Origin of the sequence: Bacillus sp. FSL M8-0071, from assembly GCF_037975455.1 — a bacterium.
GTDB classification, from domain to species: domain Bacteria; phylum Bacillota; class Bacilli; order Bacillales; family Bacillaceae; genus Bacillus; species Bacillus subtilis.
This window is the reverse complement of the sequence record NZ_CP150256.1, coordinates 2098256-2123388: the sequence shown is the minus strand read 5'-3', so window position 1 is coordinate 2123388 and position 25133 is coordinate 2098256. Positions and strand designations below refer to the sequence as shown.

At 42.9% G+C, this 25133-nt stretch carries 23 protein-coding genes and 1 pseudogene; 18 read left to right on the top strand and 6 right to left on the bottom strand.

Annotation, left to right across the window (positions count from 1 at the left end; all coding sequences use genetic code 11):
- The first annotated feature begins 61 nt into the window (after positions 1-61).
- A complete protein-coding gene (locus tag MKX71_RS10570; protein ID WP_339231008.1) occupies positions 62-973 on the top strand; it encodes a ring-cleaving dioxygenase in 912 nt (303 codons plus the stop codon).
- Positions 974-988: 15 nt separating this feature from the next.
- Entirely contained in the window at positions 989-1591 is a 603-nt protein-coding gene (locus MKX71_RS10565; RefSeq protein ID WP_014480039.1) for an alpha/beta hydrolase, read from the top strand.
- Between the two features lie 42 nt (positions 1592-1633).
- Here MKX71_RS10565 and MKX71_RS10560 read toward each other — a convergent pair whose 3' ends face one another.
- Positions 1634-2242, bottom strand: coding sequence for a nitroreductase family protein (locus tag MKX71_RS10560; protein ID WP_003231196.1), 609 nt, complete (start codon positions 2240-2242; stop codon positions 1634-1636).
- Positions 2243-2371: 129 nt separating this feature from the next.
- Between MKX71_RS10560 and yodB the strand changes: the two genes are divergently transcribed.
- Positions 2372-2725: a transcriptional regulator YodB gene (yodB, locus tag MKX71_RS10555; RefSeq protein ID WP_163130759.1), complete on the top strand. Its 354-nt coding sequence runs from the start codon at positions 2372-2374 to the stop codon at positions 2723-2725.
- A gap of 364 nt (positions 2726-3089) precedes the next feature.
- Here the strand turns inward: yodB and MKX71_RS10550 are convergent, their stop codons facing one another.
- On the bottom strand, positions 3090-3479 hold the full coding sequence (locus MKX71_RS10550; RefSeq protein WP_339231005.1) for a tautomerase family protein: 390 nt from the start codon (positions 3477-3479) through the stop codon (positions 3090-3092).
- 364 nt (positions 3480-3843) lie between these two features.
- Here MKX71_RS10550 and MKX71_RS10545 point away from each other — a divergent pair.
- Positions 3844-5200: pseudogene (locus MKX71_RS10545) on the top strand (gluconate:H+ symporter).
- 84 nt (positions 5201-5284) lie between these two features.
- Positions 5285-5521, top strand: coding sequence for a hypothetical protein (locus MKX71_RS10540; RefSeq protein WP_015251888.1), 237 nt, complete (start codon positions 5285-5287; stop codon positions 5519-5521).
- A gap of 33 nt (positions 5522-5554) precedes the next feature.
- Here the strand turns inward: MKX71_RS10540 and gerT are convergent, their stop codons facing one another.
- Positions 5555-6028: a spore germination protein GerT gene (gene gerT, locus MKX71_RS10535; RefSeq protein ID WP_024573595.1), complete on the bottom strand. Its 474-nt coding sequence runs from the start codon at positions 6026-6028 to the stop codon at positions 5555-5557.
- 98 nt (positions 6029-6126) lie between these two features.
- Here gerT and rarD point away from each other — a divergent pair, with 98 nt between their 5' ends.
- The 4 genes from rarD to bshB2 all read left to right on the top strand — a co-directional run bounded on the left by rarD (position 6127) and on the right by bshB2 (position 8408).
- Positions 6127-7023, top strand: a complete 897-nt coding sequence (gene rarD, locus MKX71_RS10530; protein ID WP_021481479.1) for an EamA family transporter RarD — start codon at positions 6127-6129, stop codon at positions 7021-7023.
- Between the two features lie 75 nt (positions 7024-7098).
- Positions 7099-7377 (top strand): hypothetical protein, encoded by a 279-nt coding sequence (locus tag MKX71_RS10525; RefSeq protein ID WP_003231211.1) that lies wholly within the window; start codon positions 7099-7101, stop codon positions 7375-7377.
- Positions 7374-7724: a YojF family protein gene (locus tag MKX71_RS10520; RefSeq protein ID WP_003231213.1), complete on the top strand. Its 351-nt coding sequence runs from the start codon at positions 7374-7376 to the stop codon at positions 7722-7724. Before MKX71_RS10525 ends, MKX71_RS10520 begins: the two co-directional genes overlap by 4 nt.
- 18 nt (positions 7725-7742) lie before the next feature.
- Complete coding sequence (bshB2, locus tag MKX71_RS10515; protein ID WP_003231215.1) at positions 7743-8408, top strand: bacillithiol biosynthesis deacetylase BshB2; 666 nt, start codon at positions 7743-7745, stop codon at positions 8406-8408.
- Between the two features lie 25 nt (positions 8409-8433).
- On the opposite strand, the gene rsbRC is transcribed toward bshB2, so the two are convergent.
- Positions 8434-9282, bottom strand: coding sequence for an RsbT co-antagonist RsbRC (gene rsbRC / locus MKX71_RS10510; RefSeq protein WP_014480032.1), 849 nt, complete (start codon positions 9280-9282; stop codon positions 8434-8436).
- 15 nt (positions 9283-9297) lie between these two features.
- A complete protein-coding gene (locus tag MKX71_RS10505) occupies positions 9298-10656 on the bottom strand; it encodes an MATE family efflux transporter (RefSeq protein ID WP_106073492.1) in 1359 nt (452 codons plus the stop codon).
- Between the two features lie 265 nt (positions 10657-10921).
- Between MKX71_RS10505 and cdaS the strand changes: the two genes are divergently transcribed.
- The 8 genes from cdaS (at position 10922) to odhB (ending at position 22544) form a co-directional block, all read left to right on the top strand.
- Entirely contained in the window at positions 10922-11545 is a 624-nt protein-coding gene (gene cdaS, locus MKX71_RS10500; protein ID WP_015251893.1) for a cyclic di-AMP synthase CdaS, read from the top strand.
- 235 nt (positions 11546-11780) lie between these two features.
- Positions 11781-12998: a macrolide family glycosyltransferase gene (locus MKX71_RS10495; protein WP_339231001.1), complete on the top strand. Its 1218-nt coding sequence runs from the start codon at positions 11781-11783 to the stop codon at positions 12996-12998.
- A 381-nt stretch (positions 12999-13379) separates the two neighbouring features.
- Complete coding sequence (gene cwlS / locus MKX71_RS10490) at positions 13380-14624, top strand: D-gamma-glutamyl-meso-diaminopimelic acid endopeptidase CwlS (RefSeq protein WP_004399265.1); 1245 nt, start codon at positions 13380-13382, stop codon at positions 14622-14624.
- Between the two features lie 92 nt (positions 14625-14716).
- Positions 14717-15307, top strand: a complete 591-nt coding sequence (locus MKX71_RS10485; protein ID WP_019712213.1) for a superoxide dismutase family protein — start codon at positions 14717-14719, stop codon at positions 15305-15307.
- Positions 15308-15370: 63 nt separating this feature from the next.
- Entirely contained in the window at positions 15371-16285 is a 915-nt protein-coding gene (locus tag MKX71_RS10480; RefSeq protein ID WP_010886530.1) for a MoxR family ATPase, read from the top strand.
- 10 nt (positions 16286-16295) lie between these two features.
- Positions 16296-18212: a nitric oxide reductase activation protein NorD gene (locus tag MKX71_RS10475; protein WP_213420412.1), complete on the top strand. Its 1917-nt coding sequence runs from the start codon at positions 16296-16298 to the stop codon at positions 18210-18212.
- A gap of 228 nt (positions 18213-18440) precedes the next feature.
- Positions 18441-21275, top strand: a complete 2835-nt coding sequence (gene sucA / locus MKX71_RS10470; protein ID WP_159376842.1) for a 2-oxoglutarate dehydrogenase E1 component — start codon at positions 18441-18443, stop codon at positions 21273-21275.
- Positions 21276-21290: 15 nt separating this feature from the next.
- Positions 21291-22544: a 2-oxoglutarate dehydrogenase complex dihydrolipoyllysine-residue succinyltransferase gene (gene odhB / locus MKX71_RS10465; RefSeq protein ID WP_003231234.1), complete on the top strand. Its 1254-nt coding sequence runs from the start codon at positions 21291-21293 to the stop codon at positions 22542-22544.
- Between the two features lie 49 nt (positions 22545-22593).
- On the opposite strand, the gene MKX71_RS10460 is transcribed toward odhB, so the two are convergent.
- Positions 22594-23559 carry a bile acid:sodium symporter family protein gene (locus tag MKX71_RS10460; protein WP_019712212.1) on the bottom strand — a complete coding sequence of 322 codons (966 nt, stop codon included), beginning with the start codon at positions 23557-23559 and terminating at the stop codon, positions 22594-22596.
- 218 nt (positions 23560-23777) lie between these two features.
- Between MKX71_RS10460 and MKX71_RS10455 the strand changes: the two genes are divergently transcribed.
- Positions 23778-25115, top strand: a complete 1338-nt coding sequence (locus tag MKX71_RS10455; protein ID WP_339202710.1) for a sodium-dependent transporter — start codon at positions 23778-23780, stop codon at positions 25113-25115.
- Positions 25116-25133 lie beyond the last annotated feature (18 nt).

Below are 25133 nucleotides of genomic sequence, written 5' to 3'. Positions count from 1 at the left end.
CTTTTCAATAAAGGTTTAAAATAATAAATATCTTGAAATCGAGATAAATAGGAGTGAGAAAATGAAAACAGAAGGATTGCACCATGTCACAGCATTCGCCAGAGATCCGCAAGAAAACTTGCGATTTTATACAGAAGTGCTTGGGCTCAGGCTTGTTAAAAAAACAGTAAACTTTGATGATCCCGGAACGTATCATTTTTACTTTGGGAATCAAAACGGAGATCCCGGTACAATAATGACCTTTTTTCCGTTCCAAGGAAGCGGACAGGGAACGGTAGGAAAAGGCCAAGCGGGCCGGGTGTACTTTTCAGTTCCCTCAGACTCCCTGTCTTTTTGGAAGGAGCGTCTTGAGAAAAGCGGGCTGAGCCTAGAGGAAAAAACGTTGTTTGGTGAAAAAGGTCTTATTTTTGATGATACAGAAGACCTTCCGCTGGCGATCATGGAGGATGCGAAAAGCGGCAAAAGCGAGTGGACGCCTGACGGGATCACAACAAATGAAGCAATTACGGGAATGAAAGGTGTGCTGCTATATTCCTACGACCCGCAGGCGACCATACAATTGTTAATGGAAAGCTTTGGATACACCAAAGTGGCCGAAGAAGACCAGATTGTCAGACTGGCAACCTCAGCGGCCGTCGGCGGTGTCATTGATGTCCATTTATACCCTGAAAAAAGAGGAGTCGGAGGATATGGTACGGTACACCATGTAGCGTTTCGGACAAAGAAAAAGGAACAGGCGAAATGGCTGCCGATTATTGCTGAAAACCATCTGCCTTCGTCAGAAATTCTCGACAGGGAATACTTTACATCAGTTTATTTCAGGGAGAAAGGCGGTATCTTATTTGAAATTGCCACAGATGAACCGGGCTTTATGACAGATGAAACGTTTTCTGAGCTAGGGACTTCCTTAAAACTGCCTGAATGGCTGGAGAAACATAGACACCAAATTACAGACATTTTACCTGAACTTTAAAAGGGGGAATTTATAATGAAGCATATTTATGAAAAAGGAACATCTGACAACGTACTTTTGCTGTTGCATGGCACGGGCGGTAATGAACACGATCTGCTTTCATTGGGGCGGTTTATAGACCCTAATGCCCATTTGCTTGGTGTCAGAGGATCGGTGCTTGAAAATGGAATGCCGCGATTTTTCAAACGTCTGAGTGAAGGAGTTTTTGATGAAAAAGATCTTGTGGTGCGGACAAGAGAATTGAAAGATTTTATCGACGAGGCTGCAGAAACGCATCAGTTTGATCGCGGCAAAGTGATTGCAGTCGGTTATTCAAACGGCGCAAACATTGCGGCAAGCCTGCTTTTTCATTATAAAGATGTGTTAAAAGGGGCTATTCTGCATCATCCAATGGTTCCGATTCGGGGTATCGAGCTGCCTGATATGGCGGGGCTCCCTGTTTTTATCGGTGCCGGGAAATACGATCCTCTTTGCACGAAGGAAGAATCAGAAGAGCTTTACCGCTATTTGCGTGACAGCGGGGCATCAGCCTCCGTTTTCTGGCAGGACGGGGGCCATCAGCTGACTCAGCATGAAGCTGAACAGGCTCGTGAATGGTACAAAGAGGCGATTGTATAAAAAAACCTTAGTCCGGATTTCGGACTAAGGTTTTTCATATCCTTACAGCCAAGTTGATACTTTTGAAAGTGGCAGACGGTTGCTTTGATGCGCAGGCTTCACTGCTTTTCCGATTGAAATTAGCATAACCGGAACATAGCGCTCACTGATATCAAATTGCTTTTGGAACTGCTCTTTGTTAAATCCGCCAATTGCGCAAGTGTCATAACCTTTTGCTTTTGCGGCAATCATAAGCTGCATAGCAGCTAAAGAAGCATTTAAGAAAGCGGAATCACGTGCGAATTGCTCGCTTTGGTAAGCACCGTTGATTTGGCCGAGCAATGTTTGTTTGATTTCATCCGTAATATAGCCTTGGCTTGCTAATTCAGCATAAACTTCTTCACCGTTTTCATTTGCCTTTAAATCGCCTAAAATGGCAACAACAGCAGAAGACTCAACGATTTGTTTTTGATTATACGCTACAGGAAGAAGCTCCGCTTTTGATTCATCGCTGTGGAATACTGTAAAATGCCAATGCTGAAGGTTCCAAGCAGAAGGCGCTTTAGTGGCAAGGTCTAATAGCTCAGTCAGCTCCTCCTTAGAGATCGGGGCATTTGTATCATATTCCTTTACAGATGCACGTGCTTTTAAAACATCCAGAGTATTCGTCATAGTGTTTCCTCCTTCGGATAAACGTGGTATGATAATAGAAAAGTTAGAAGCTTACTAAATGTAACTTGAAAGATTATTGTAATGGATCATTGAATACATGTCAATCAATAGATGAAGGGATGAAGACTTGTGGGAAATACGATGTGCCCTAAAATGGAATCCGCATTCTCATTGCTGGGAAAACGATGGAACGGTCTGATCATCCATGTGCTAATGGATGGGCCGAAACGGTTTAAAGAGATAACGGAAACAATACCGATGATCAGCCAAAAAATGTTGGCAGAGCGCTTGAAGGAGCTTGAACAAAACGAGATTGTCGAACGGCAGGTTCTCCCTGAAACGCCGGTCAAAGTCATCTACACGCTAACTGAAAAAGGAACAGCGCTTCAAGCTGTATTTCAAGAAATGCAGGCATGGGCCGATCAATTTTGCGAGCCTGGTGACACAGTGTGTGAAGAAGGAAATAAGGAAAGCGGCACCTGAAAAAGAGCCTTTGTTTCCATGGTGAGTCATGTAAGTACGGTTCACACCCGTTTACATGACTTTTTATATTTGTCAGACTGACATTTCCGGATTGGCAAAAGTGTCATGTTCATGGAAATGATCAATAAGTTATAGCATCCAACCTGTTGTAAATGGGGATTATGATGTATCTTATTATGCAAATCAGCAAAATTTTATATTTTCGGCCAAAGTCAGCTTCCAATTGGCATTTAAACCGGATCTAAAAGGAGATCCAGGTTTTTCGTATTGCTGGATGCTTCTAGACTGATGACTTCCGCATTTATGAAAAAAAGAGAGAGCTTCTTGGAGCTCTCTCTTCTTTTTTTTGTGGGGAGACGAAATCTTATAGTTTTCCATTCAAAAATTGCGCCTCACCAAGACCGAAACTCCAGTCTGCGTCACCATTCTCAGTAATAGATACCATGAGGTCTTCAGGGGAAATTCCGCATTTTTCTTCTAGCCTTTCAGCAAGCAGAGTATACAATTTTTCCTTTTGGCTTTCGGTTCTTGCTTTGCTTGTCATACTAATGATGACCAGATCCTTGGTTCTCTGAAACCCTAATCCCGTATCTTGGATTATAAGCTCGTTTGCGGGATGCTGATGGACAATTTGATAACGGTCTCTTTCCGGAACACCAAATGCTTCAACCATCGCTTGGTGAGCAGTATCTAATAACAATTGCAGCGATTTTTCATCACGGCCCTCAATTACATCAAAACGCAATAATGGCATGTGTACTCCTCCTCTTATGAAGTTGTTATCCGTCTGTTCTCATATTGTCTCATTTGCTTCCAGACAATGGAGAGATATAATGATTGGCAGTCAACTTTAAAAAACATAACATATAACCAAAAGTTAATCAACATATAACTAATAAATCATTGGGTTAGGCGGTAGGTAATCGAGACAAGCTCATAAAAACGATTGACAGTCATTGATTAGGAGATTAGTATGAACATATTAGTTGATCAAAAGATAACAATCATATAACCAAGACGTTTTTAGTTATTAATGAAAGCGCTTTCTGTTCATCTAGGCATGAAAAGCGCCAAAACATTGTCGCGAGAATCATATAAAACACTTTTGGAGGGGTACCATGCCGATTTTAATTGTAGCTGTCGGAGTGCTGATTCTGTTATTTCTCATTATTAAAGTAAAATTAAATACCTTTGTCTCACTGATTGTCGTTTCATTTTTAGTAGCCATCGGACTTGGAATGGATATCAATAAAATTGTTCTTTCAATTGAGGCTGGAATTGGCGGGCAACTGGGGCATTTAGCTTTAGTGTTTGGACTTGGCGCGATGCTTGGGAGGCTTGTCTCAGATGCTTGGGAGGCTTGTCTCAGATGCTGGGGGCGGCTACCGGATTGCCATTACGCTGATTGACAAATTCGGAAGGAAACGAATACAGGCGGCGGTTGTGGTTGCCTCTTTTATTATCGGGATTGCCCTATTTTTTGAAGTCGGTCTTGTTCTGTTGATACCGATTGTTTACGCGATTGCTAAAGAATTAAAAATGCCTTTTCTGTATCTGGGAATCCCGATGGCCGCCGCCTTAAATGTTACTCACGGATTTTTGCCCCCGCATCCTGCTCCAACTGCTATCTCAGTTGCATACGGTGCCCATATTGGCCAGGTGCTGCTTTTTGGAATCATCATCGCTGTTCCGACAACTGTGATTGCCGGGCCTTTATTTAATAAATTTGCGATGAAACGGTTTCCTGGTGCGTATCAAAAGCATGGAAACTTATCGGGGTTAGGACCGAGGAAAGAATTTCAGCTGGATGAAACACCGGGCTTTGCGATCAGTGCTGTCACGTCTTTATTCCCGGTTATCTTTATGGCAATGGCAACAGTTTTTTCTTTATTATTGAGTGAACATTCAAAAGGAAAAGACATTATAGAATTTATCGGCACTCCGGGAACGGCAATGCTCATTTCGCTGTTGCTTGCACTCTATACGATGGGATATGCCCGTAAAATATCTATGCAGGAAATCAGCAGATCTATTTCAGAATCAATTTCCCAAATTGCGATGATGCTGCTCATCATAGGAGGGGGAGGAGCGTTTAAACAGGTGCTGATTGACGGCGGGGTCGGCGATTATGTCGCTGATTTTTTCCGTCAAACAAACATGTCGCCGCTATTCGTTGCATGGACCGTCGCCGCGGTTCTGCGTCTGTGTCTAGGCTCTGCTACCGTGGCTGCGCTTACCACAGCGGGAATGGCAGCTCCGCTTATGGAGGCTGGCAGTGTAAACCCCGCGTTAATGGTGCTTGCAACAGGAGCCGGCAGTGTCATTGCGTGTCATGTAAATGATGCAGGATTTTGGATGGTAAAGGAATTTTTCGGCTTGAGCATGAAAGAAACATTTCAAACCTGGACGTTGCTTACAACAGTTCTTTCGGTTACAGGGCTCGGCTGTGTGTTATTGGTAGGGCTTGTGATGTAACAATCATAGACAGTCCGTAGCCCAATCGTTTTTCTTCCTTGCTGAATACTTTACGTATAGGCAGACATAAAGGAGGAAAAAATCATGTACCCTCATCATTCGTATTATCGCGGAATCCCAGGTTCAGCCGGATATCCGGCGCGTAGTCCTTTTTTGTTTGGCGCTCCTCTAGTCGGCGGTTTATTAGGCGGTTTTCTCGGGAGTGCGTTGTTTAACTATTCTCGTCCCTATGCCTATCCTCCTGGCCCTTATGGATACGGAGGCGGACCGTACGGTTTTGGTGCCGGTGTGCCATACGGGGGATATCCTGGCTTCTATTAATAAAAACGGCCTGCATCGATTGCAGGCCGTTTTTTATCGGATGATTTCTACCTCGGACATATTGTAGTCTTGCTGTTTTTGAAACATGACTTCCAGAAGGCCATCCTTATAGACGGCTTTTGTTCCTTTGCGTTTGACTAAACAAGGAAGATTTACTTTTTTCGGATGATCTGCTCTTGGGAAGTTTTCCAACCATAATTCGTGAGATGTGTGTTTGATTCTCACTTGTTCCAGCCATTCTTCGCTGATTGGCACCTTTACAAACACATGGTCTGCAGTTTCGAATATATCAATATCAGGTTTGACATCAGGTTTTGCATCAGGTTTGGCGGGATGTTCTTTTTGGGGGAGAGGATCGCGGAAAGGAAATTGAGCCGCATAATCACTGCCGAACACACTTTCCATCACACGATTGACATACGTTTCAACTTCTTTCGGATCAGCTTTTTTTAATGCTTCTTTAGAAAATTGATTGTGGAAAGGAAAGTACTTGTTCCACTCAAACATTGTCTTCACATCCTTTCTTCACGGACAAAATAGTATATGCCCGCCAGATCTTTCACGTGATATAATATAAGATGCTCTAAAGAAAGGCAGGGATATAAATGCAATATTCAGAAACAAAAAAAGGCGTTATTTACACAGCCGTTTCCTTTATCATGTGGGGCCTGTTTCCGCTCTATTGGAAGCTTCTCGAACAGCTGCCGGCTCTTGATATTTTGGCTCATCGTATTATATGGTCTTTTGTTTTTATGTGTATCGTACTTTTTTTCTTGCGGCAATGGAAAATAGGATGGCAGGAGTTGCGCTCTCTGAAAAAGAACGGAGGGATCCTCTCTTTATTTCTTGCTTCTATCCTGATTTCGATCAACTGGTTTGTATACATATGGGCTGTCAACCATGGCTTTTTGCTTGAGGCTAGTCTTGGCTATTACATTAATCCGCTTGTATCAGTGCTCCTTGGGATTTTATTTTTAAAGGAAAAACTGAATCGCCTGCAATTAGTGGCCGTTTCGATTGCGGCAGCCGGTGTCATCATCTCAGCGTTCCAATACGGCTCCATTCCTTATGTTGCGCTTCTGCTCGCATTCAGCTTTGGGCTGTACGGGTTAAGCAAAAAAAGAACAAGCCTGCCGAGCGCCATCGGTTTAACGCTGGAAACATTCATGATTATGCCGATTGCATTAGGGTATTTGCTGTTCAGCGGACATGTTCAGCCAGCGGGTGCAGAAAGCGGAGGGACGTGGCTGCTTCTCTTTTTGGCCGGTGTGTTTACGGCTTTGCCGCTCTTATTGTTTGCGGAAGGAGCGAAACGGCTGCCACTGTATCAAGTCGGTATCTTACAATATATTGCGCCGACCATTACCCTTCTGATCGGGCTGTTTGTTTACAATGAGCCATTTTCCAGCTCGAAGGCTTTTACATTCAGCTGTATATGGGCTGCGCTGATCTTGTTTACGTTTTCACAAGTGAAGTGGAAACGGGCGTCAAAAAGCCATTGAGGCCTTTGGCTTTTCAGCTGATGCATATATTATGTATAATCATTTCATGTATGTAAGACATAAAGGAGCAAGACGATGGACAATGATAAAGAGATAGTGAAAGCATATGCTTCACTTTGGAATAACCGATCTCTCGCACATGATGACGCAGAAGCGGTAGCAGAGGCGATTGATCTTGAGCTCTTGGATAAACGAACACATCCAAGACTCCGAAAACCGATGCTGGAAAAATATTTTGCCGCGATTCAGCGCATTGTGAATTCACAGCTCGAACCGGCTGTGAAATATCAGCTGGTCAAATTACATACAGAACGTGCAGAGTATTTAAAAGAAGAAAGAGGGGAGCAATCATGAAAGCGATCATAAAAGAAGATGTGCAAGCATCTTTAGAACGATATGCGGACCGCCCTGTATATATCCATTTAGAAACCACCACAGGTTCTTATTCAGCGCACTTAAATGAAAAGAACATGACGGTTGTTGCGTATATCCGCAATGCAAAAGTCACTTATCATCAGGCAAAAATCAAAGGCAACGGGCCTTACCGCGTTGGCTTGAAAACAGAAGAAGGCTGGATTTATGCTGAAGGCTTGACTGAATACACGGTAGATGAAGAAAACCGTTTATTAATGGCGGGACACCTGCCGGGCGGTAAACTGGCTATTTCTCTGCAAATCAGCGAAAAACCGTTCACAGTTTAAAGAAAAGGGTGAATAATAATGAAAGAACATGTACTAGTAATCCTGCCTCACCCTGATGACGAATCATATGGAGTGGCAGGCCTCATTGCCTTAAACAGAAAAAAAGACATTCCCGTTACGTATGCCTGCGCCACTTTAGGTGAAATGGGCAGAAATATGGGCGATCCATTTTTCGCGAATCGTGAAACGTTGCCGCTGCTAAGAAAACAAGAGCTCATCAATGCTTGCAAAGAAATGGATATCAATGACCTTCGTATGCTTGGACTCCGTGACAAAACGCTCGAATTTGAAGACGATGAGTATTTAGCTGATATCATGGAAGAGATCATAGATGATGTAAAACCAAGTTTAATTGTCACATTTTATCCCGGACACGGTGTGCACCCTGACCATGATGCATGCGGGGAAGCGGTTATCCGTGCATTATACCGCAAAAAGAAAGAAGACCGTCCGCGTACAATCTGCATGGCCATTACCCGCAACAGAGAAGAGGTTCTCGGCGAAGCTGATGTCGTACTTGATATCAAAGAAGTAGCTGATATTAAAATGAATGCGTTAAGAGCTCACCGCACACAAACAGAAGGCATGCTCAGAGAGCTTGAAGAGAAATTGAAAAATAATGAACCTGTTATGGCAACATGGTTTGAAGAAGAAATATATTGGACGTATCAATGGAATGATTAATCAAAAAGGTATAAGGCCTTAAGCCTTATACCTTTTTTAATTTTAAGTCCGATGCAATTGCTGAAGCGAGAGTGGATCTCAAGGAAATACCTTCGAAAGACAAACCTAGCTGAACCGCTGTTTGCGCGATTTCCGGACGGATTCCAGACAAAGTTGAAGAAACACCGATTAAACGAAGTGCCTCAATCAGACTGAAAAGCTGATGGGCAACCATCGTATCAATCACAGCTACTCCTGACAAATCAATATACAGTTGTGTCACCTTTTTTTTCGCACATTGATGCAGTGTGTTTTCCATAATCAGCTTGGCGCGGACTGTATCAATATCTCCGATTAAAGGCAGCAGTCCGACGCTGTGAAACAGCACGATGACCGGAGCGCTCAATTCAGTAATCATATCTTTTTGGGCCTGAAGCTGAAGGCTTGTGTTTTTGTACATTTCTTCTATAAAAATATGAATCACAAGATCAAACGCTTTTATAAGGGCGTGATACAGGTCTTCGGCTTCTTCGCTTTTCACAGTATCCTGATTGAGATGGACAAATTCTTTCACATAAGAAACATATAAATCTCTCACTCTGACAAACTCCCGAATAATATAGTGGATAGGAGTTTTTAAATGCTCTTGATCCTGTGTGACTTCAAAGGCCCATTCTTTCAGTATAGGCAAGTATACGTCCTCATCATCTATAAAAATACGGTTTATTTTATAGTTAAAGGCAAGATTCTGGCTCTTTAAATTGTGAATGACAACAGGATCTGTTGAGGCATAAATGGAATTGGGATCAGTCTCCTCGATTGTTTCATACCACGTTGAACTGATGGTTTCCGCATGCTGGGAAAGATACTCGAATAATTTTTTGTTTTTTGCCATGATTGATCACCTCTTTTAAATGTGTTGTTTTTGCGAATAACGTTTTTGCAGTTTTGCCAGCCTGAAAAACAGCCCAACTGCTCCGGCGGCGAGTCCTGCTATTAATCCAATCCAATAGCCGAATGCACCGAGGCTTGTAAACGTACCGACCATATAACCGACCGGAAGGCCAATGACCCAGTAAGAGACAAAAGCTGCCGCAAGCGTATAGTTCACATCTTTGTACCCTCTGAGTGCTCCCTGGATCGGTGCGGCAACAGCATCGGAAAGCTGAAAAAATAGCGCATAAATTAAAAAGTGCTGTGTCAGCCGGAGCACATCGGGGTCAGAAGTGTACATGCCCGCAATTTGCTCTCTGAATAAAAGGATACAGGCGGCAGTGAACAAAGAAAAGCCGATCGCCATCATGATGCCGATTAAGCTATATGAGCGTGCGTCCTTAAAACGGGCTGCACCCGCTTCAAACCCGACAACAATTGTTAGAGCCATGGACACGCTAAGCGGCAGCATATATAAAAGAGACGCAAAATTCATGGCTGCCTGGTGGGACGCGATGGTCACTGTATGAAAATGGCTCATGAGAAGCGTGACAGCTGCGAAAATGCTCGTTTCAAAAAACACGGCGAACCCAATAGGCAGCCCGATTTTGAGCAAATTTTTGCATGCTTTCCAAGAGAACTTATACATGGTAAGGAAAATCCCGTATTCAGAAAACGGTGCGTTTTTATGAATAATGAAAAAACTGATGATGCAGATACACCAGTAAGTTAACGCGGATGCCAGCCCCGCGCCTACACCCCCAAGTCCCGGCATTCCGAACTTCCCGAAGATAAATACATAATTCAATACAAAATTGATTGGAAGAGAACTGAGTGTAATCATCATGGTGACTCTCGTTTTTCCTAATGAGTCGATGAATGATCTCAACACGGTGTAAACAAATAAAGGGAAAATTCCCAGTGATAAAAAGCCTAAAAAGTGTTTAGCAATCTGATGCACGTGAATATCAAGGTTCAATCGGCCAAGAATAAGGTCAACTGCAGCATATCCAATCAATAAAACGGCGATGCTAAGTAGCGCGGCCACGTATACAGCCTGTAAAACAGTAAAGGGGATCTTCTGTTTTTTCTCTGCGCCTAATAGCTGAGCGACAATCGGGGTGACCGCCATTAATATACCTGCAAGTCCTGTGTAAACAGGGGTCCAAAGGCTTGAGCCAATCGCGACACCCGCTAAATCAGCGGGGCTGACTTTCCCTGACATCACCGTATCTAGAAAAGTCATAAGAGAAAGCCCCGCCTGGGTAATGAATATCGGTATTAAAATGTGCAAGAGCTGTTTGATTTTTTCCCGGGCGTTTTGAGTTTCTTTCATACATTGATCTCCGTTTCTTTTTCATAACGAGAGAAATTATAACATTTTATGTATAAAAAGCAATGAACGCCGGGCCTATTCTTTTTTTGTTGGTTTCGTTTTTCTAAACATTTGGGCATAAATAAAAGAAAGCGAAATCACGCCTAAAAAGGTGCAAATATACTGAATGATTCTTTCGATTTCCATTCTTTACATCCCTCCTTTACCAATAGAATGTGCATCAATAAGATAAGCATTCGTGAAAAGTTGGAAATTTGAACAGGAGATGAAGATTATGCGCTATGAGCAGATATCAGAAAATGCGTTCAAGGGGAAAATACAGGTGTACCTAGAGCAAATATTAGGTGATGCATCTCTAATCTTGAAAACGCTTCACGAAAAAGACCAGTGTCTCCTTTGTGAATTAGATGATTTGGGGCACATATTTCAGGACATGCAGGGGATTGCATCCTCCTTTTATTTGCAATCATACATTGAGGAATTTACGCCGGCATTTATTGAGCTGGCCAAGGCGATTAAAGCCTTATCGGAACATAAGCATGGAGCTTTAATTGTGATTGAAAGAGCAGACCCGGTTGAACATTTTATTCAAAAAGGCACCTCCCTACACGCCGAGATCAGCTCTTCATTAATTGAAAGCATCTTTTTTCCCGGAAACCCTCTTCATGACGGCGCTTTATTAGTGAGGGAAAACAAACTCGTGTCAGCAGCCAATGTGCTCCCGCTGACGACGAAGGAAGTGGATATCCATTTGGGAACCCGGCACCGGGCGGCTCTCGGTATGTCGGGCTATACGGATGCACTGGTGCTCGTGGTTTCAGAGGAAACAGGGAAGATGTCGTTTGCCAAAGACGGTGTATTATATCCGTTAATTTCACCAAGAACGTAAAAATAATAAAAAGGGCCTGATTAAGAATCCTATCATGAGACAAAATGACTGAATTCGTATCTTTATTAAAGCATTCGCTTCAAGCTGAATGCTTTTTGTCTTGAAGACAGGGAATATAAACTGGTAGAAAAGTTATATGTGATGAATATTAATCAAGTGAAATACTTTACCTGTTTATGTATTTATAGTACCGTATAAAATATTATATAAATTTTCAAAGGAAGGGTGCTGCCGCATGGCAAATGTATTAATGATCGGTTTCCCCGGTGAAGGGCATATTAATCCCTCTATCGGTGTGATGAAGGAGCTGAAATCCCGGGGAGAAAACATTACGTACTACGCAGTGAAGGAATATAAAGAAAAAATCACAGCTCTTGATATAGAGTTTCGTGAGTATTATGATTTCAGGGGAGATTACTTCGGGAAAAACGCAACCGGCGATGAAGAAAGAGATTTCACAGAAATGCTCTGCGCTTTTTTGAAAGCCTGTAAGGATATCGCGACTCATATTTATGAGGAAGTCAAACATGAATCGTATGATTATGTCATATATGATCACCATCTTCTCGCGGGTAAAGTCATTGCCAACATGCTGAAGCTGCCAAGATTTTCATTGTGTACAACCTTTGCGATGAATGAGGAATTTGCGAAGGAAATGATGGGAGCGTACATGAAAGGATCACTTGAAGATTCACCTCATTATGAATCATACCAGCAGCTTGCAGAAACGTTAAATGCTGATTTTCAAGCAGAGATCAAGAAGCCATTTGATGTTTTTTTAGCTGATGGTGACTTGACAATCGTCTTTACATCAAGGGGATTTCAGCCACTGGCTGAGCAATTTGGCGAGCGATATGTATTTGTCGGTCCTTCCATTACAGAAAGAGCCGGAAACAATGATTTCCCATTTGATCAGATTGACAATGAAAACGTGCTGTTTATTTCAATGGGAACCATTTTTAATAATCAAAAGCAGTTTTTTAATCAATGCCTTGAAGTGTGTAAGGACTTTGACGGTAAAGTTGTGCTTTCCATCGGCAAGCATATTAAAACAAGTGAGTTAAACGACATTCCGGAGAATTTCATTGTACGCCCGTATGTCCCTCAGCTTGAGATCTTGAAAAGAGCCAGCTTATTTGTGACCCACGGCGGAATGAACAGCACAAGTGAAGGTTTGTATTTTGAAACCCCGCTCGTTGTCATTCCGATGGGAGGCGACCAATTTGTTGTCGCAGATCAGGTAGAAAAAGTCGGCGCAGGAAAAGTAATTAAAAAGGAAGAATTGTCTGAAAGCCTACTGAAAGAGACGATACAAGAAGTAATGAATAATCGTTCGTATGCTGAAAAGGCAAAAGAAATTGGACAATCACTGAAAGCGGCAGGCGGCTCTAAAAAAGCAGCCGACAGCATTCTTGAAGCTGTAAAACAAAAAACTCAATCAGCAAATGCATAGTGTAAAAGCCTGTTCTTATCGAAAGAACAGGCTTTTTGCCATTTCATAAGAATGCAGAGGAAGGGATTTGACACGCCGATAGAGAATTGATTAGAAAAATAGACAAGAAAGGAGGAGAAACTGCTTCGTTCATCGATAGAAAACCATCATTTTTACCCCCGCTTAAATAGTTCCTTAGACTTTCGAAAAACATATCGTGCTTATGTAAAATGTTAGATGTTTATTTGAAGGTTTAAAGGTCGAACGATGCTGAAAATGCTGCGCCAAATGTTTGAAAAGGGTTTAACTTGCTGAAAAATTGACGATAAAACAGTTGTGTGCCATTTTTGGAAACAAAATACTAGCTGTTTTTACAAAAAAACAGTTTAGGAGGTTGAATGAATGAAAAAGAAGATTGTAGCCGGCTTGGCTGTTTCTGCAGTTGTTGGGTCGTCGATGGCCGCAGCACCCGCGGAAGCAAAAACGATAAAAGTAAAAAGCGGTGACTCTCTTTGGAAACTTTCCCGCCAGTATGATACGACAATATCAGCTCTGAAATCCGAAAACAAATTGAAATCAACGGTGCTTTATGTCGGACAAAGCCTTAAGGTTCCTGAAAGCAGCAAAAAAAGCACGACATCCCCATCTAACTCAAGCAAAACATCAACATACACAGTTGCATATGGTGATTCCCTATGGATGATTGCTAAAAATCATAAAATGAGTGTTTCTGAGCTTAAAAGCTTAAACAGCCTGAGCAGTGACCTGATTCGTCCGGGGCAAAAGCTTAAGATCAAAGGGACAAGCAGTTCAAGCGGATCAAATGGATCAAAGAAAAACAGCGGTTCCAATTCTTCAGGTTCTTCAAAAAGTACATATACGGTCAAGCTTGGTGACTCACTGTGGAAAATCGCAAACAGCTTAAATATGACTGTAGCCGAATTAAAAACCTTAAATGGCTTAACATCAGATACACTTTATCCTAAACAGGTGCTCAAAATAAAAGGAAGCAGTTCACCTAAGAACGGAAACAGCGGCTCCAAAAAGCCGTCAAACTCCAATCCCTCAAAAACAACGACGTACAAGGTAAAAGCAGGCGATTCGCTGTGGAAAATTGCAAATCGGCTCGGAGTCACTGTCCAAAGCATCCGTGATAAAAACAATTTATCATCGGATGTGCTGCAAATTGGGCAGGTACTGACTATTTCGGGAGCATCAAAATCTAATCCTTCAAATCCGACAAAGCCAACAAAGCCAAAAGATAACTCAGGGTCAAACATTCAAATAGGCTCGAAGATTGACAGAATGATAACGGAAGCGAAAAAATATGTCGGAGTGCCGTACCGATGGGGCGGAAACACGCCTGCCGGTTTTGATTGCAGCGGCTTCATTTATTACCTTATTAATAATGTATCATCTATATCAAGATTGAGTACGGCAGGATATTGGAATGTCATGCAGAAGGTCAGCCAGCCGTCAGTAGGAGACTTTGTCTTCTTTACCACATATAAATCCGGCCCGTCTCACATGGGGATTTATCTAGGCGGCGGTGATTTTATTCATGCAAGCTCATCGGGCGTCGACATTTCCAATCTCAGCAATTCGTATTGGAAACAGCGGTACTTGGGCGCAAGAAGTTATTTTTAAAAATGAGTATGACAAAAAGCCTTTTATAGGCTTTTTTGTTTATACCAGACAATGATTGACCACACTGTTAGAAAAAACAAGGGGGAGACAGTATGCACCGTCTCTTGCTGTTGATGATGCTGACGGCAATGGGAGTTGCCGGATGCGGACAAAAAAAAACTCCAGACCCTCCTAACCGGGTGCCGGAAAAAAAAGTGGTTGAAACATCAGCGTTTGGTCATCATGTCCAGCTGGTCAATCGTGAAGGGAAAGCAGTCGGTTTTATAGAGATCAAAGAATCAGATGATGAAGGCCTCGATATTCATATTTCCGCAAACAGCCTGCGTCCAGGTGCTTCTCTCGGTTTTCATATTTATGAGAAAGGTTCTTGTGTCAGGCCGGATTTTGAATCAGCGGGCGGTCCCTTTAATCCACTGAACAAAGAACACGGCTTCAATAATCCGATGGGGCATCATGCCGGAGATCTGCCGAACCTTGAAGTCGGTGCTGATGGAAAGGTAGATGTCATAATGAATGCGCCTGACACTTCACTGAAAAAAGGAAGTAAACTAAATATTCTCGACGAGGACGGAAGTGCATTTATTATTCATGAACAAGCGGACGATTATCTGACAAACCCAAGCGGCAATTCCGGTGCGCGTATTGTCTGCGGAGCCCTTTTGGGAAATAACGAGAAGCAGTAATATCATCCAAGCCCTTTTGTATTGAGCATACAGGGGCTTTTTTAGTATACTCGTTAATGGAATATGAATAGGAAAGGGAATCTGTCTATGACAACTCAACTACAGCACTTAACATTGCCGGAAGATATACAACAAAAGCTTTTATCATATAAAGAGCAGCCTATTTCCCCGGAGTTTCAATCGCTTATAGGAACATCAGGCTATGAGGCGGAGGATGAAGCCATTTTATTTGACGCCATTATTGCATTAGCCATGGGGAAAAATGTCCTGCTGAAAGGGCCTACAGGTTCAGGAAAAACAAAGTTGGCAGAAACATTGTCCAGCTATTTTCATAAACCGATGCACAGCGTCAACTGTTCAGTCGACTTGGACGCTGAGGCATTGGTCGGTTATAAAACGATTGAAAATCAATCTGGCCAGGCGACAATCGAGTTTGTTTCAGGACCTGTTACAAAGGCAATGAAGGAAGGCCATTTTCTTTATATAGATGAAATCAATATGGCGAAGCCAGAAACACTGCCTATTTTAAACGGTGTATTAGATTACAGAAAAATGATGACAAATCCGTTTACAGGCGAGGTCATACGGGCTAAAAGCGGTTTCGGAGTCATTGCAGCCATCAATGAAGGCTATGTCGGAACTGTTCCTCTGAATGAAGCGTTGAAAAACCGTTTTGTCATCATTGATGTGCCTTATATTAAAGGCGAGCTGCTGAAACAAGTGCTCATGTCTCAGTCAGCCTTGAAAGACGAGAAATTGATTGACAGATTTATCACGCTTTCCTCTGACTTGATCGTTCAGGCCAATAACGGACAGGTGTCTGAAGAAGCGGCATCCATCAGAGCTTTAATCGATACATGTGATTTAGCTGCTTATATTCCGCCGCGTCGTGCCATTGAGCGGGGAATTGTAGAAAAGCTTGATGATGATCGGGAAAAAGCGGCTGTCCGAAATATTGCAGAAACTCTGTTTGAATGAGGGGGCTGCGATGAAATTTATCAAATTTAACGACAGCACGATTGATTCATTTTTATTTATGATGCTGACTGATTTGGCCAAAACACTCACCAAGAGTGAAGCGGTAGAAGTGGAGTATGGCGTTCAGTCCTATTACAATCCATTTGAAAAGAAAATCTATATGAGCCACTTTTGGAAAGACAGGGCAGCTGAGGACATGGAAGCGGGTCTGAAAAGCGACGTCTACCTGCGTTCAGTCGGAACAAGATATAGCTCGCTGCATGAGTTTGCGAACTTTTTGAATGATATCCATCGTCATCTTACCTTTAAAAGTTTTGCCAAGCAGCTCTTTATGCTGCTTGAAGACATTAGGATCGAAGAATGCATCAAACGTGAGCGTCCGGGTACGAAACATGTATTTGCGAAGCGAAAAGACATGTACAGAAAACATTTCTCAACCCAGCTGACCTTAAATTTGGAACGAAGCATTTTTACCGATGCGCTCTTTTGCGCGATCTATGTCAAGCTCACAGCGGAATCGCCGCTCGAGACCCTTCCATCCATGCGTGAAGATATCGATCTGATGCGCCCGTTTATTGAGCAGCAGCTCTTGCGTGTGTATGAAGTAGATTCGACACGGCAGGTTCTGAAAATTGTTGAGGACCTCATGGACGGACTTGAAGAGGTGCTCGATAAAGACATGTTGAACACCTACTTCTTTTTGCCTGAGCTTGACTACGCAAAAGCTGCAGAACAGCCGTTATTTGAAGAAGAGAAAAAAGCGCCGAAGCTGAGTGATGACATCACGCTTCCAAAAAAATCAGACGGTGATGAGGATATCCATGAAGAAGAAATGCCGACATGGCACCGGGAAACAGAAGCACCGTCTAAAAGCTTCCTTCAATTTGATATTGAACACGGCGCAAAATCAGATTTAGGAAAAGATGCTTCAAGGGAAGGCGACGATGGAGATCAGGCCCTTGGCTCTGTTCAAGGATCAGCCAGACAAACGAAACGGAAAGACTATTCCAAGCTGGAAGCGCTGGAGTCTCAAAAAGACCAGCCGAACGGAGCGGGTATGGCTGACGGCAAAGAAAATAAATATGCATTTCCAATTTATAAAGAACCGCAGCCGGCAACTAGTGAAGAGGAGCTTTCTTATAAACAGCAGGCAAAAACGATTGAATCGTATCAAAAGCGTTTGAAACAAATGATTCAAAAAACGCTGGAGCATAAAAAAACATTGCCGAGAACAGATCTTCATGCCGGGAGACTGAATAATAAGCTTCTTCGCTACTTCACTGAGCGAAATCCGCGCCTATTCTACAAAAAGCAAGAACCATCTTCAGAAATAGACGCAGTTTTTACATTGCTGGTCGATTGTTCAGCCAGCATGTTCGACAAAATGGACGAAACAAAACGAGGAATCGTGCTGTTTCACGAAGCGTTGAAATCGGTAGCGGTTCCGCATCAGATTGTCGGGTTCTGGGAGGACACAAATGATGCAACCGAAACAAGCCAGCCAAACTATTTCAATACGGTTATTCCCTTCCAATCATCATTAAGACAAGAGTCTGGACCGGCCATTATGCAGCTTGAGCCAGAAGAAGATAACCGTGACGGGTACGCAATTAGGCAGATGACGAAAAAAATGCTGCATCGCAGCGAGGCGCAAAAGTTCTTAATTGTTTTCTCAGATGGAGAGCCGGCCGCATTTGGCTATGAACAAAATGGGATCGTCGATACAAGTGAGGCGGTTATCGAAGCCCGAAAAAGAGGAATAGAAGTGATAAATGTTTTTCTCTCCAACTCAGAAATAGAAGAATCGCAAATGAAGACGATCCAGGATATGTACGGAAAATTCAGTATATTTGTCCCGGATGTTGATCAGCTACCGGATGTTTTGTATCCGCTGCTGAAAAAACTGCTTCATAAAAGCATAGGATAGCCCTTAATCCTATGCTTTTTGGCGTTTGTTTTTTCGAATGATTAAATTTTTTGTTTTTTATAAAGGTTTTTTACTATTTTGTGAACAATCAAGGTAGAATCAAATTGCAAACAGTGGTAAAATATCGTTGGAAGCGTTTTTATTACATAATTTTGGACACAGCGTTCGAAAGTTATTTCAAGATAGTGAATCAATCACTTGATTATTTAAGTTGGGGGTAATATTCAAATGTTTCAAAATAGTATGAAACAACGAATGAATTGGGAAGATTTTTACGGTCCGAACCTCGGCTATGCGCTGGAGCTTTACGATCAGTATACCCAGGATCCGAACAGCATTGACCCGGATTTGAAGGAAATGTTCGACGAGCTCGGTGCTCCGCCAAGCGATATAAAAGAGGCCTCGGGAACAAAAGAAAAGGGACGTGTTACAGCCGATCTGATTCAAAAGATCGCATCCGCAGTCAGACTTGCAGAAGATATCCGAACCTATGGCCATTTGAACGCTTCCGTCAATCCGCTCAGAAAGGATGGGAAAAAGAGCGAACTTTTTCCATTATCCGATTACGGGCTAACAGAAGAGGAAATAAAAGCAATACCTGCGTCTGTCATCTGCAAAGACGCTCCTAAAAACATTACGAACGGTTTAGAAGCCATTCAGTATTTACGAAATACGTATAAAAGAACCATCTCTTTTGAATTTGACCATGTGCATGACTTCAAAGAGCGCGAGTGGCTGACAAGAAAAATTGAATCTGGCGAGCTGTTCCAGAAGAACTCAGCTGAAAAGCTGTCAGCTGTGCTGGAAAGATTGACAGAAGTAGAGGGCTTTGAGCAGTTTTTGCACCGCACATTCGTCGGGCAGAAGCGCTTTTCCATTGAGGGTCTGGACGCTCTTGTTCCAGTGCTTGATGACATTATTGCACAATCTGTCAAATCAGGCACGACAAGTGTCAACATCGGGATGGCGCACAGGGGACGCCTGAATGTCTTGGCACATGTGCTCGGCAAACCGTATGAAATCATCTTCTCTGAATTCCAGCATGCGCCGAATAAAGATCTTGTCCCGTCTGAGGGATCAATTGGAATCAGCTACGGATGGACAGGGGATGTCAAATACCATTTGGGGGCGAATCGGGAGCTTCAAGACGCTGAAACAAAATCAGCGCGCATTACGTTAGCGAACAACCCGAGCCACTTGGAATTTATCAATCCGATTGTTGAAGGCAGCACTAGAGCGGCACAGGAAACGCGGACACAAAGCGGATACCCGGTACAAGATGAAACAAAATCGCTGGCCATTTTAATCCATGGAGACGCTGCATTCCCTGGGGAAGGAATTGTAGCTGAAACATTGAATTTAAGCTCTTTAAAAGGGTATCAAGTAGGCGGTGCGATTCATATTATCGCCAATAACATGATCGGATTCACAACAGAAAGCGCTGAATCCAGATCGACAAAATATGCCAGCGACCTGGCCAAGGGTTATGAAATTCCGATTGTTCACGTGAATGCGGACGATCCTGAAGCTTGTCTTTCAGCTGTTAAGTTTGCGGTCGAATACCGAAAAACATTCAACAAGGATTTTCTGATTGATTTGATCGGGTACAGACGCTATGGACACAACGAAATGGATGAACCGTCAACCACTCAGCCAATGCTGTATGATGCTGTCAGAAAGCATCCGACTGTCAAACAAATTTTCGCTGAAAAGCTGGTAAAAGAAGGCGTGCTTACCGAGGAAGTCGTTCAAAACATCGAAAAATCGGTAACGAAGCGCATTGAGGATGCATATCAGAAAGTTCCGTCTAAAAAGGAACACACTGCCTGTGAAATTGAACTTCCAGAGCCTGTATCAAACGGTTTCCCAGATGTGGACACTTCGATTGATTTTGATGTGCTCCGCAAGCTGAATGGCGAATTGATCAACTGGCCGGAGTCATTTAATGTTTTCGGCAAGCTAAAACGCATTTTAGAAAGACGCGCCAAGGCGTTCGATGATGACAGAAAAGTGGAATGGTCTTTGGCAGAATCACTCGCGTTTGCTTCAATTTTGAAAGACGGAACACCGATTCGTTTAACAGGACAGGATTCCGAGCGCGGAACGTTCGCCCAAAGAAACCTTGTGCTTCATGACAGTGAGACGGGCAAAGAATTTGTGCCGCTTCATCACTTATCTGACTGCAGCACATCATTTGCTGTTCATAACAGCCCGCTGTCTGAAGGATCGGTTCTCGGTTTTGAATACGGCTATAACGTGCATTCACCGGAAACGCTTGTTTTGTGGGAAGCACAGTACGGAGATTTTGCCAACGCAGCTCAAGTGTATTTTGACCAATTTATTTCTGCCGGACGCGCCAAATGGGGCCAAAAATCCGGATTAGTCATGCTGCTTCCGCACGGTTACGAGGGACAGGGGCCTGAGCACTCAAGCGGAAGAATCGAGCGATTCCTGCAGCTTGCAGCGGAAAACAACTGGACGGTTGCCAACCTGACAAGCGCGGCACAGTATTTCCATATTTTAAGAAGACAGGCTAAAATGCTGCTTCGTGAAGAAATCAGACCGCTCGTCATTATGACGCCGAAGAGCCTTCTTCGCAACCCAAATACGGTGTCGGAAGTGCAGGAGCTCAGCGAAAGCCGCTTCCAGCCTGTTTATGAACAGTCGGGACTTTCTCATGACTATGAAAAAGTAACCAGACTTGTATTATCCAGCGGTAAAGTGTCTATAGACATTAGCGATCATTTTAATAAGTTAGAAGACGGTAAAGAGTGGCTTCACATTGCGAGAATCGAACAGCTGTATCCATTCCCGGCAAAAGGAGTCAAAGAGTTATTTGCAAAACTTCCGAACCTGAAAGAAATCGTTTGGGTGCAGGAAGAGCCGCAGAACATGGGGGCTTGGGGTTATATCAGCCCGTATTTGACAGAGATTGCACCAGAGGGAGTAAGCGTTCAATATATTGGACGAAGAAGACGATCCAGCCCTGCAGAGGGAGATCCGACAGTTCATAAAAAAGAACAGGAACGTATTGTATCTGATAGCTTGACTCGCAAAAACTAAGGGGGAAATGAAAAAATGGCGGAAATTAAGGTACCTGAATTAGCAGAATCAATCTCAGAAGGAACAATAGCCCAATGGTTAAAGCAGCCTGGTGACTATGTAGAACAGGGTGAATATCTGCTTGAACTAGAAACGGATAAAGTGAATGTTGAATTGACAGCAGAAGAATCGGGTGTACTTCAAGAGGTATTGAAAGATTCGGGTGATACCGTCCAGGTCGGAGAAATTATCGGTACGATTTCAGAAGGCGCGGGTGAAAGTTCTGCCCCTGCTCCTACAGAGAAAGCAGAAAGCAAGGAAAGCGTAAAAGAAGAGAAACAGGCTGAACCAGCTGCACAAGAGGTGAGCGAGGAAGCACAATCTGAAGCAAAATCAAGAACGATCGCTTCTCCGTCGGCCCGTAAGCTGGCGAGAGAAAAAGGAATTGACCTGTCTCAAGTTCCAACTGGAGATCCGCTTGGAAGAGTGCGCAAGCAGGATGTCGAAGCGTACGAAAAACCGGCATCAAAACCGGCTCCTCAGCAAAAGCAGCAGCCTCAGGCTCCAAAAGCACAGCAAAGCTTTGATAAACCTGTCGAAGTGCAAAAAATGTCACGCCGCAGACAAACGATTGCAAAACGCCTTGTAGAGGTGCAGCAAACATCGGCGATGCTGACTACATTTAATGAAGTGGACATGACGGCTGTTATGAATCTCAGAAAACGCCGCAAAGATCAATTCTTTGAGCAAAACGAAGTGAAGCTCGGCTTTATGTCTTTCTTCACGAAAGCGGTCGTTGCTGCATTGAAAAAATATCCGCTGTTGAATGCGGAAATTCAGGGCGATGAGTTGATCGTTAAGAAATTCTATGATATCGGAATCGCTGTTGCTGCTGATGAAGGTCTTGTCGTTCCGGTTGTGCGGGATGCGGATCGCCTGACATTTGCAGGAATCGAAAAAGAGATCGGCGAGCTTGCGAAAAAAGCAAGAAACAATAAATTAACCCTTAGCGAGCTTCAGGGAGGCTCCTTCACGATTACAAACGGAGGGACTTTCGGTTCATTGATGTCAACTCCAATTTTAAACAGCCCGCAAGTCGGTATACTGGGCATGCATAAGATTCAGCTGCGCCCTGTAGCCATTGATGAAGAGCGTTTCGAAAACCGTCCGATGATGTATATCGCTTTATCTTATGATCACCGAATTGTAGACGGTAAAGAAGCGGTTGGTTTCCTCGTGACAATCAAAAAATTACTGGAAGATCCTGAACAGCTTTTATTAGAAGGATAATAAAAAAGGGTACATCACGATAAAGTGATGTACCTTTTTTGATGCATATTTAAAGTGATAGATTGGTGCTTTTGGATCCAGCTTGTTTCTTTTTCACTTTTTTTGACCAATATGTTGCAAGCATAGAACCTGAAAGGTTATGCCACACACTGAATATTGCGCTTGGTACGGCAGATAGCGGTGAGAAATGAGCCGTGGCAAGTGCAGCCCCAAGTCCGGAGTTTTGCATGCCGACTTCGATTGCGATCGCTTTTTGAGACGGGTAATCCATTTTTAAAAGCTTTGCACAAAGAAACCCAAGTAAATAACCGATACCGTTATGCAGGATAACAACTGAAAAAATGAGCAACCCCGATTGAAGCAGATTTTCCCGATTGCCACTGACGACAGCTGAGACAATCGCAACGATGCCAATGACAGAAACAAGCGGAAGGGCATGTACGGCTTTTGCCACTTGTTTTCTGAAAAACATTTTGACAATCAGACCTGCAATGATCGGAAATAAAACCGCCTGTAAGATTGAGATAAACAAAGACCCCGGCGAGACAGGAAGCCATTCTTTGGCAAACAGCATAATCAACAACGGTGTTACAACAGGTGCCAATAAGGTAGAAATTGTCGTAACCGCAACAGAAAGGGCAGTATTTCCTTTTGCTAAGAATGTCATAACATTAGATGCAGTTCCCCCGGGACAGCAGCCGACAAGAATAACACCAACTGCGATTTCAGCTGGAAGATGAAGCCCAAATGCGAGGCCGAAAGCAACGAGCGGCATGATCGTATACTGAGCTATTACTCCAATAATAACTTGCCAAGGCTTTCTGACCAGCTCTTTGAAATCATCGGCTTGCAGTGTAAGGCCCATCCCAAACATGATAATGCCGAGAAAAATCGTAATATAAGAACTGATCCACGTAAATAAAGATGGGAAAGAAAATCCCAGCACTGCAAAAACAATGACCCATATGCCAAAGGTTTGTCCTGCAAAATGACTTATTTTTCTAATGATGTCCATAAAAACACTCCTAACACACTTATCAAGAACTTCAGCAGAAATTCTTACAAATTTCATAACATTCTCTTATTATAAATAATTTTCTGAATAATTCAATATTAGTTTTTGGCAGATGTCTATAGATATATGATGTAAACTAATTAAAATGTTCTTGACTATATAGGAAGATATTCTTACAATGAACCTTTATAATGGTTAGATCAAATAGGAGTGATACGGTGAAGGAAGCAAATCAATGGTCTTCGAAGCTCGGCTTTATTTTAGCCGCGGCAGGATCAGCTATCGGGCTTGGTGCGATATGGAAATTCCCATATGTTGCCGGAACCAGCGGAGGAGGCGCATTTTTACTTATTTTTATTTTATTTACGGTTTTAATCGGACTGCCTTTATTGTTAGGTGAATTCATCATAGGCAGAAGAACACAGAAAGATGCCGTTCAGTCCTATAAAACACTTGCTCCAGGAACGAAGTGGCATTGGATCGGTTATTTAGGCATGGTGACGTGCTTTATTCTTCTATCTTTCTACAGTGTCGTAGGCGGATGGATTTTAATTTATATTATAAAAGGCTTCACTGGCGGTTTATCGCAGACATCTGGTTTTGATACGATATTTGCAAGTACCATTTCAAATCCTTATTTGGCTGTAGGAGGCCAGCTGCTCTTTATGGTGGTAACAATTTTAGTTGTTGCAAAAGGGGTAAGCAGCGGAATTGAAAAAGCAAGCCAAGTATTAATGCCGGCGCTTTTTCTATTATTCATCATTTTAATGGTGCGTTCGGTTACACTTGATGGCGCGATGGAAGGAATCAAATTTTTCCTGATGCCTGATTTAACTGCAATTGATGCCAATACCATTTTATATGCAATGGGACAATCCTTTTTCTTATTAAGTGTCGGTGTATCTGTCATGGTAACGTATAGCGCTTATTTAGAGAAACAGGAAAATCTGGTACAGTCCGCTGTATCTGTAACTGTTATGAACATGCTTGTTGCTGTAATGGCCGGAATTGCGATTTTTCCAGCTGTCTTTTCATTCGGCCTCAAACCAGACCAAGGCCCGGTTCTGTTATTTAGCGTGCTGCCGACTGTGTTTAATCAAATGCCGTTCGGAATTATCTTTTTATTAGCATTTTTACTTCTATTTTTATTTGCTGCATTGACATCTGCTTTTTCAATGCTGGAAATTTTAGTCGCAGTACTTTCGAAAGGCGATGTCAATAAGAGAAAACGATTCGCTTGGTTAGGCGGAATTGCTATTTTTATTGTCGGTGTGCCGTCTGCATTATCATACGGTGTCTTAAGTGACGTCACTATATTTCATCTGTCTATTTTTGATGCGGCCGACTATCTTGTGAGCAATATTTTAATGCCGTTAGGTGCGTTACTGATTTCGATTTTTGTCCCGCTTAAAATACCGAAACAGGATTTGTTTGACGAGCTGAAAAGCGGTTCCAATCTCAAACGAAAGTGGTTTGCGGTTTGGCTGCTGCTCATTCGATATCTATCTCCTGTTGCCATCATCATCGTGTTTTTGCATGTGGTAGGGATTTTTTAAAACACGAAGCCCCCGGAG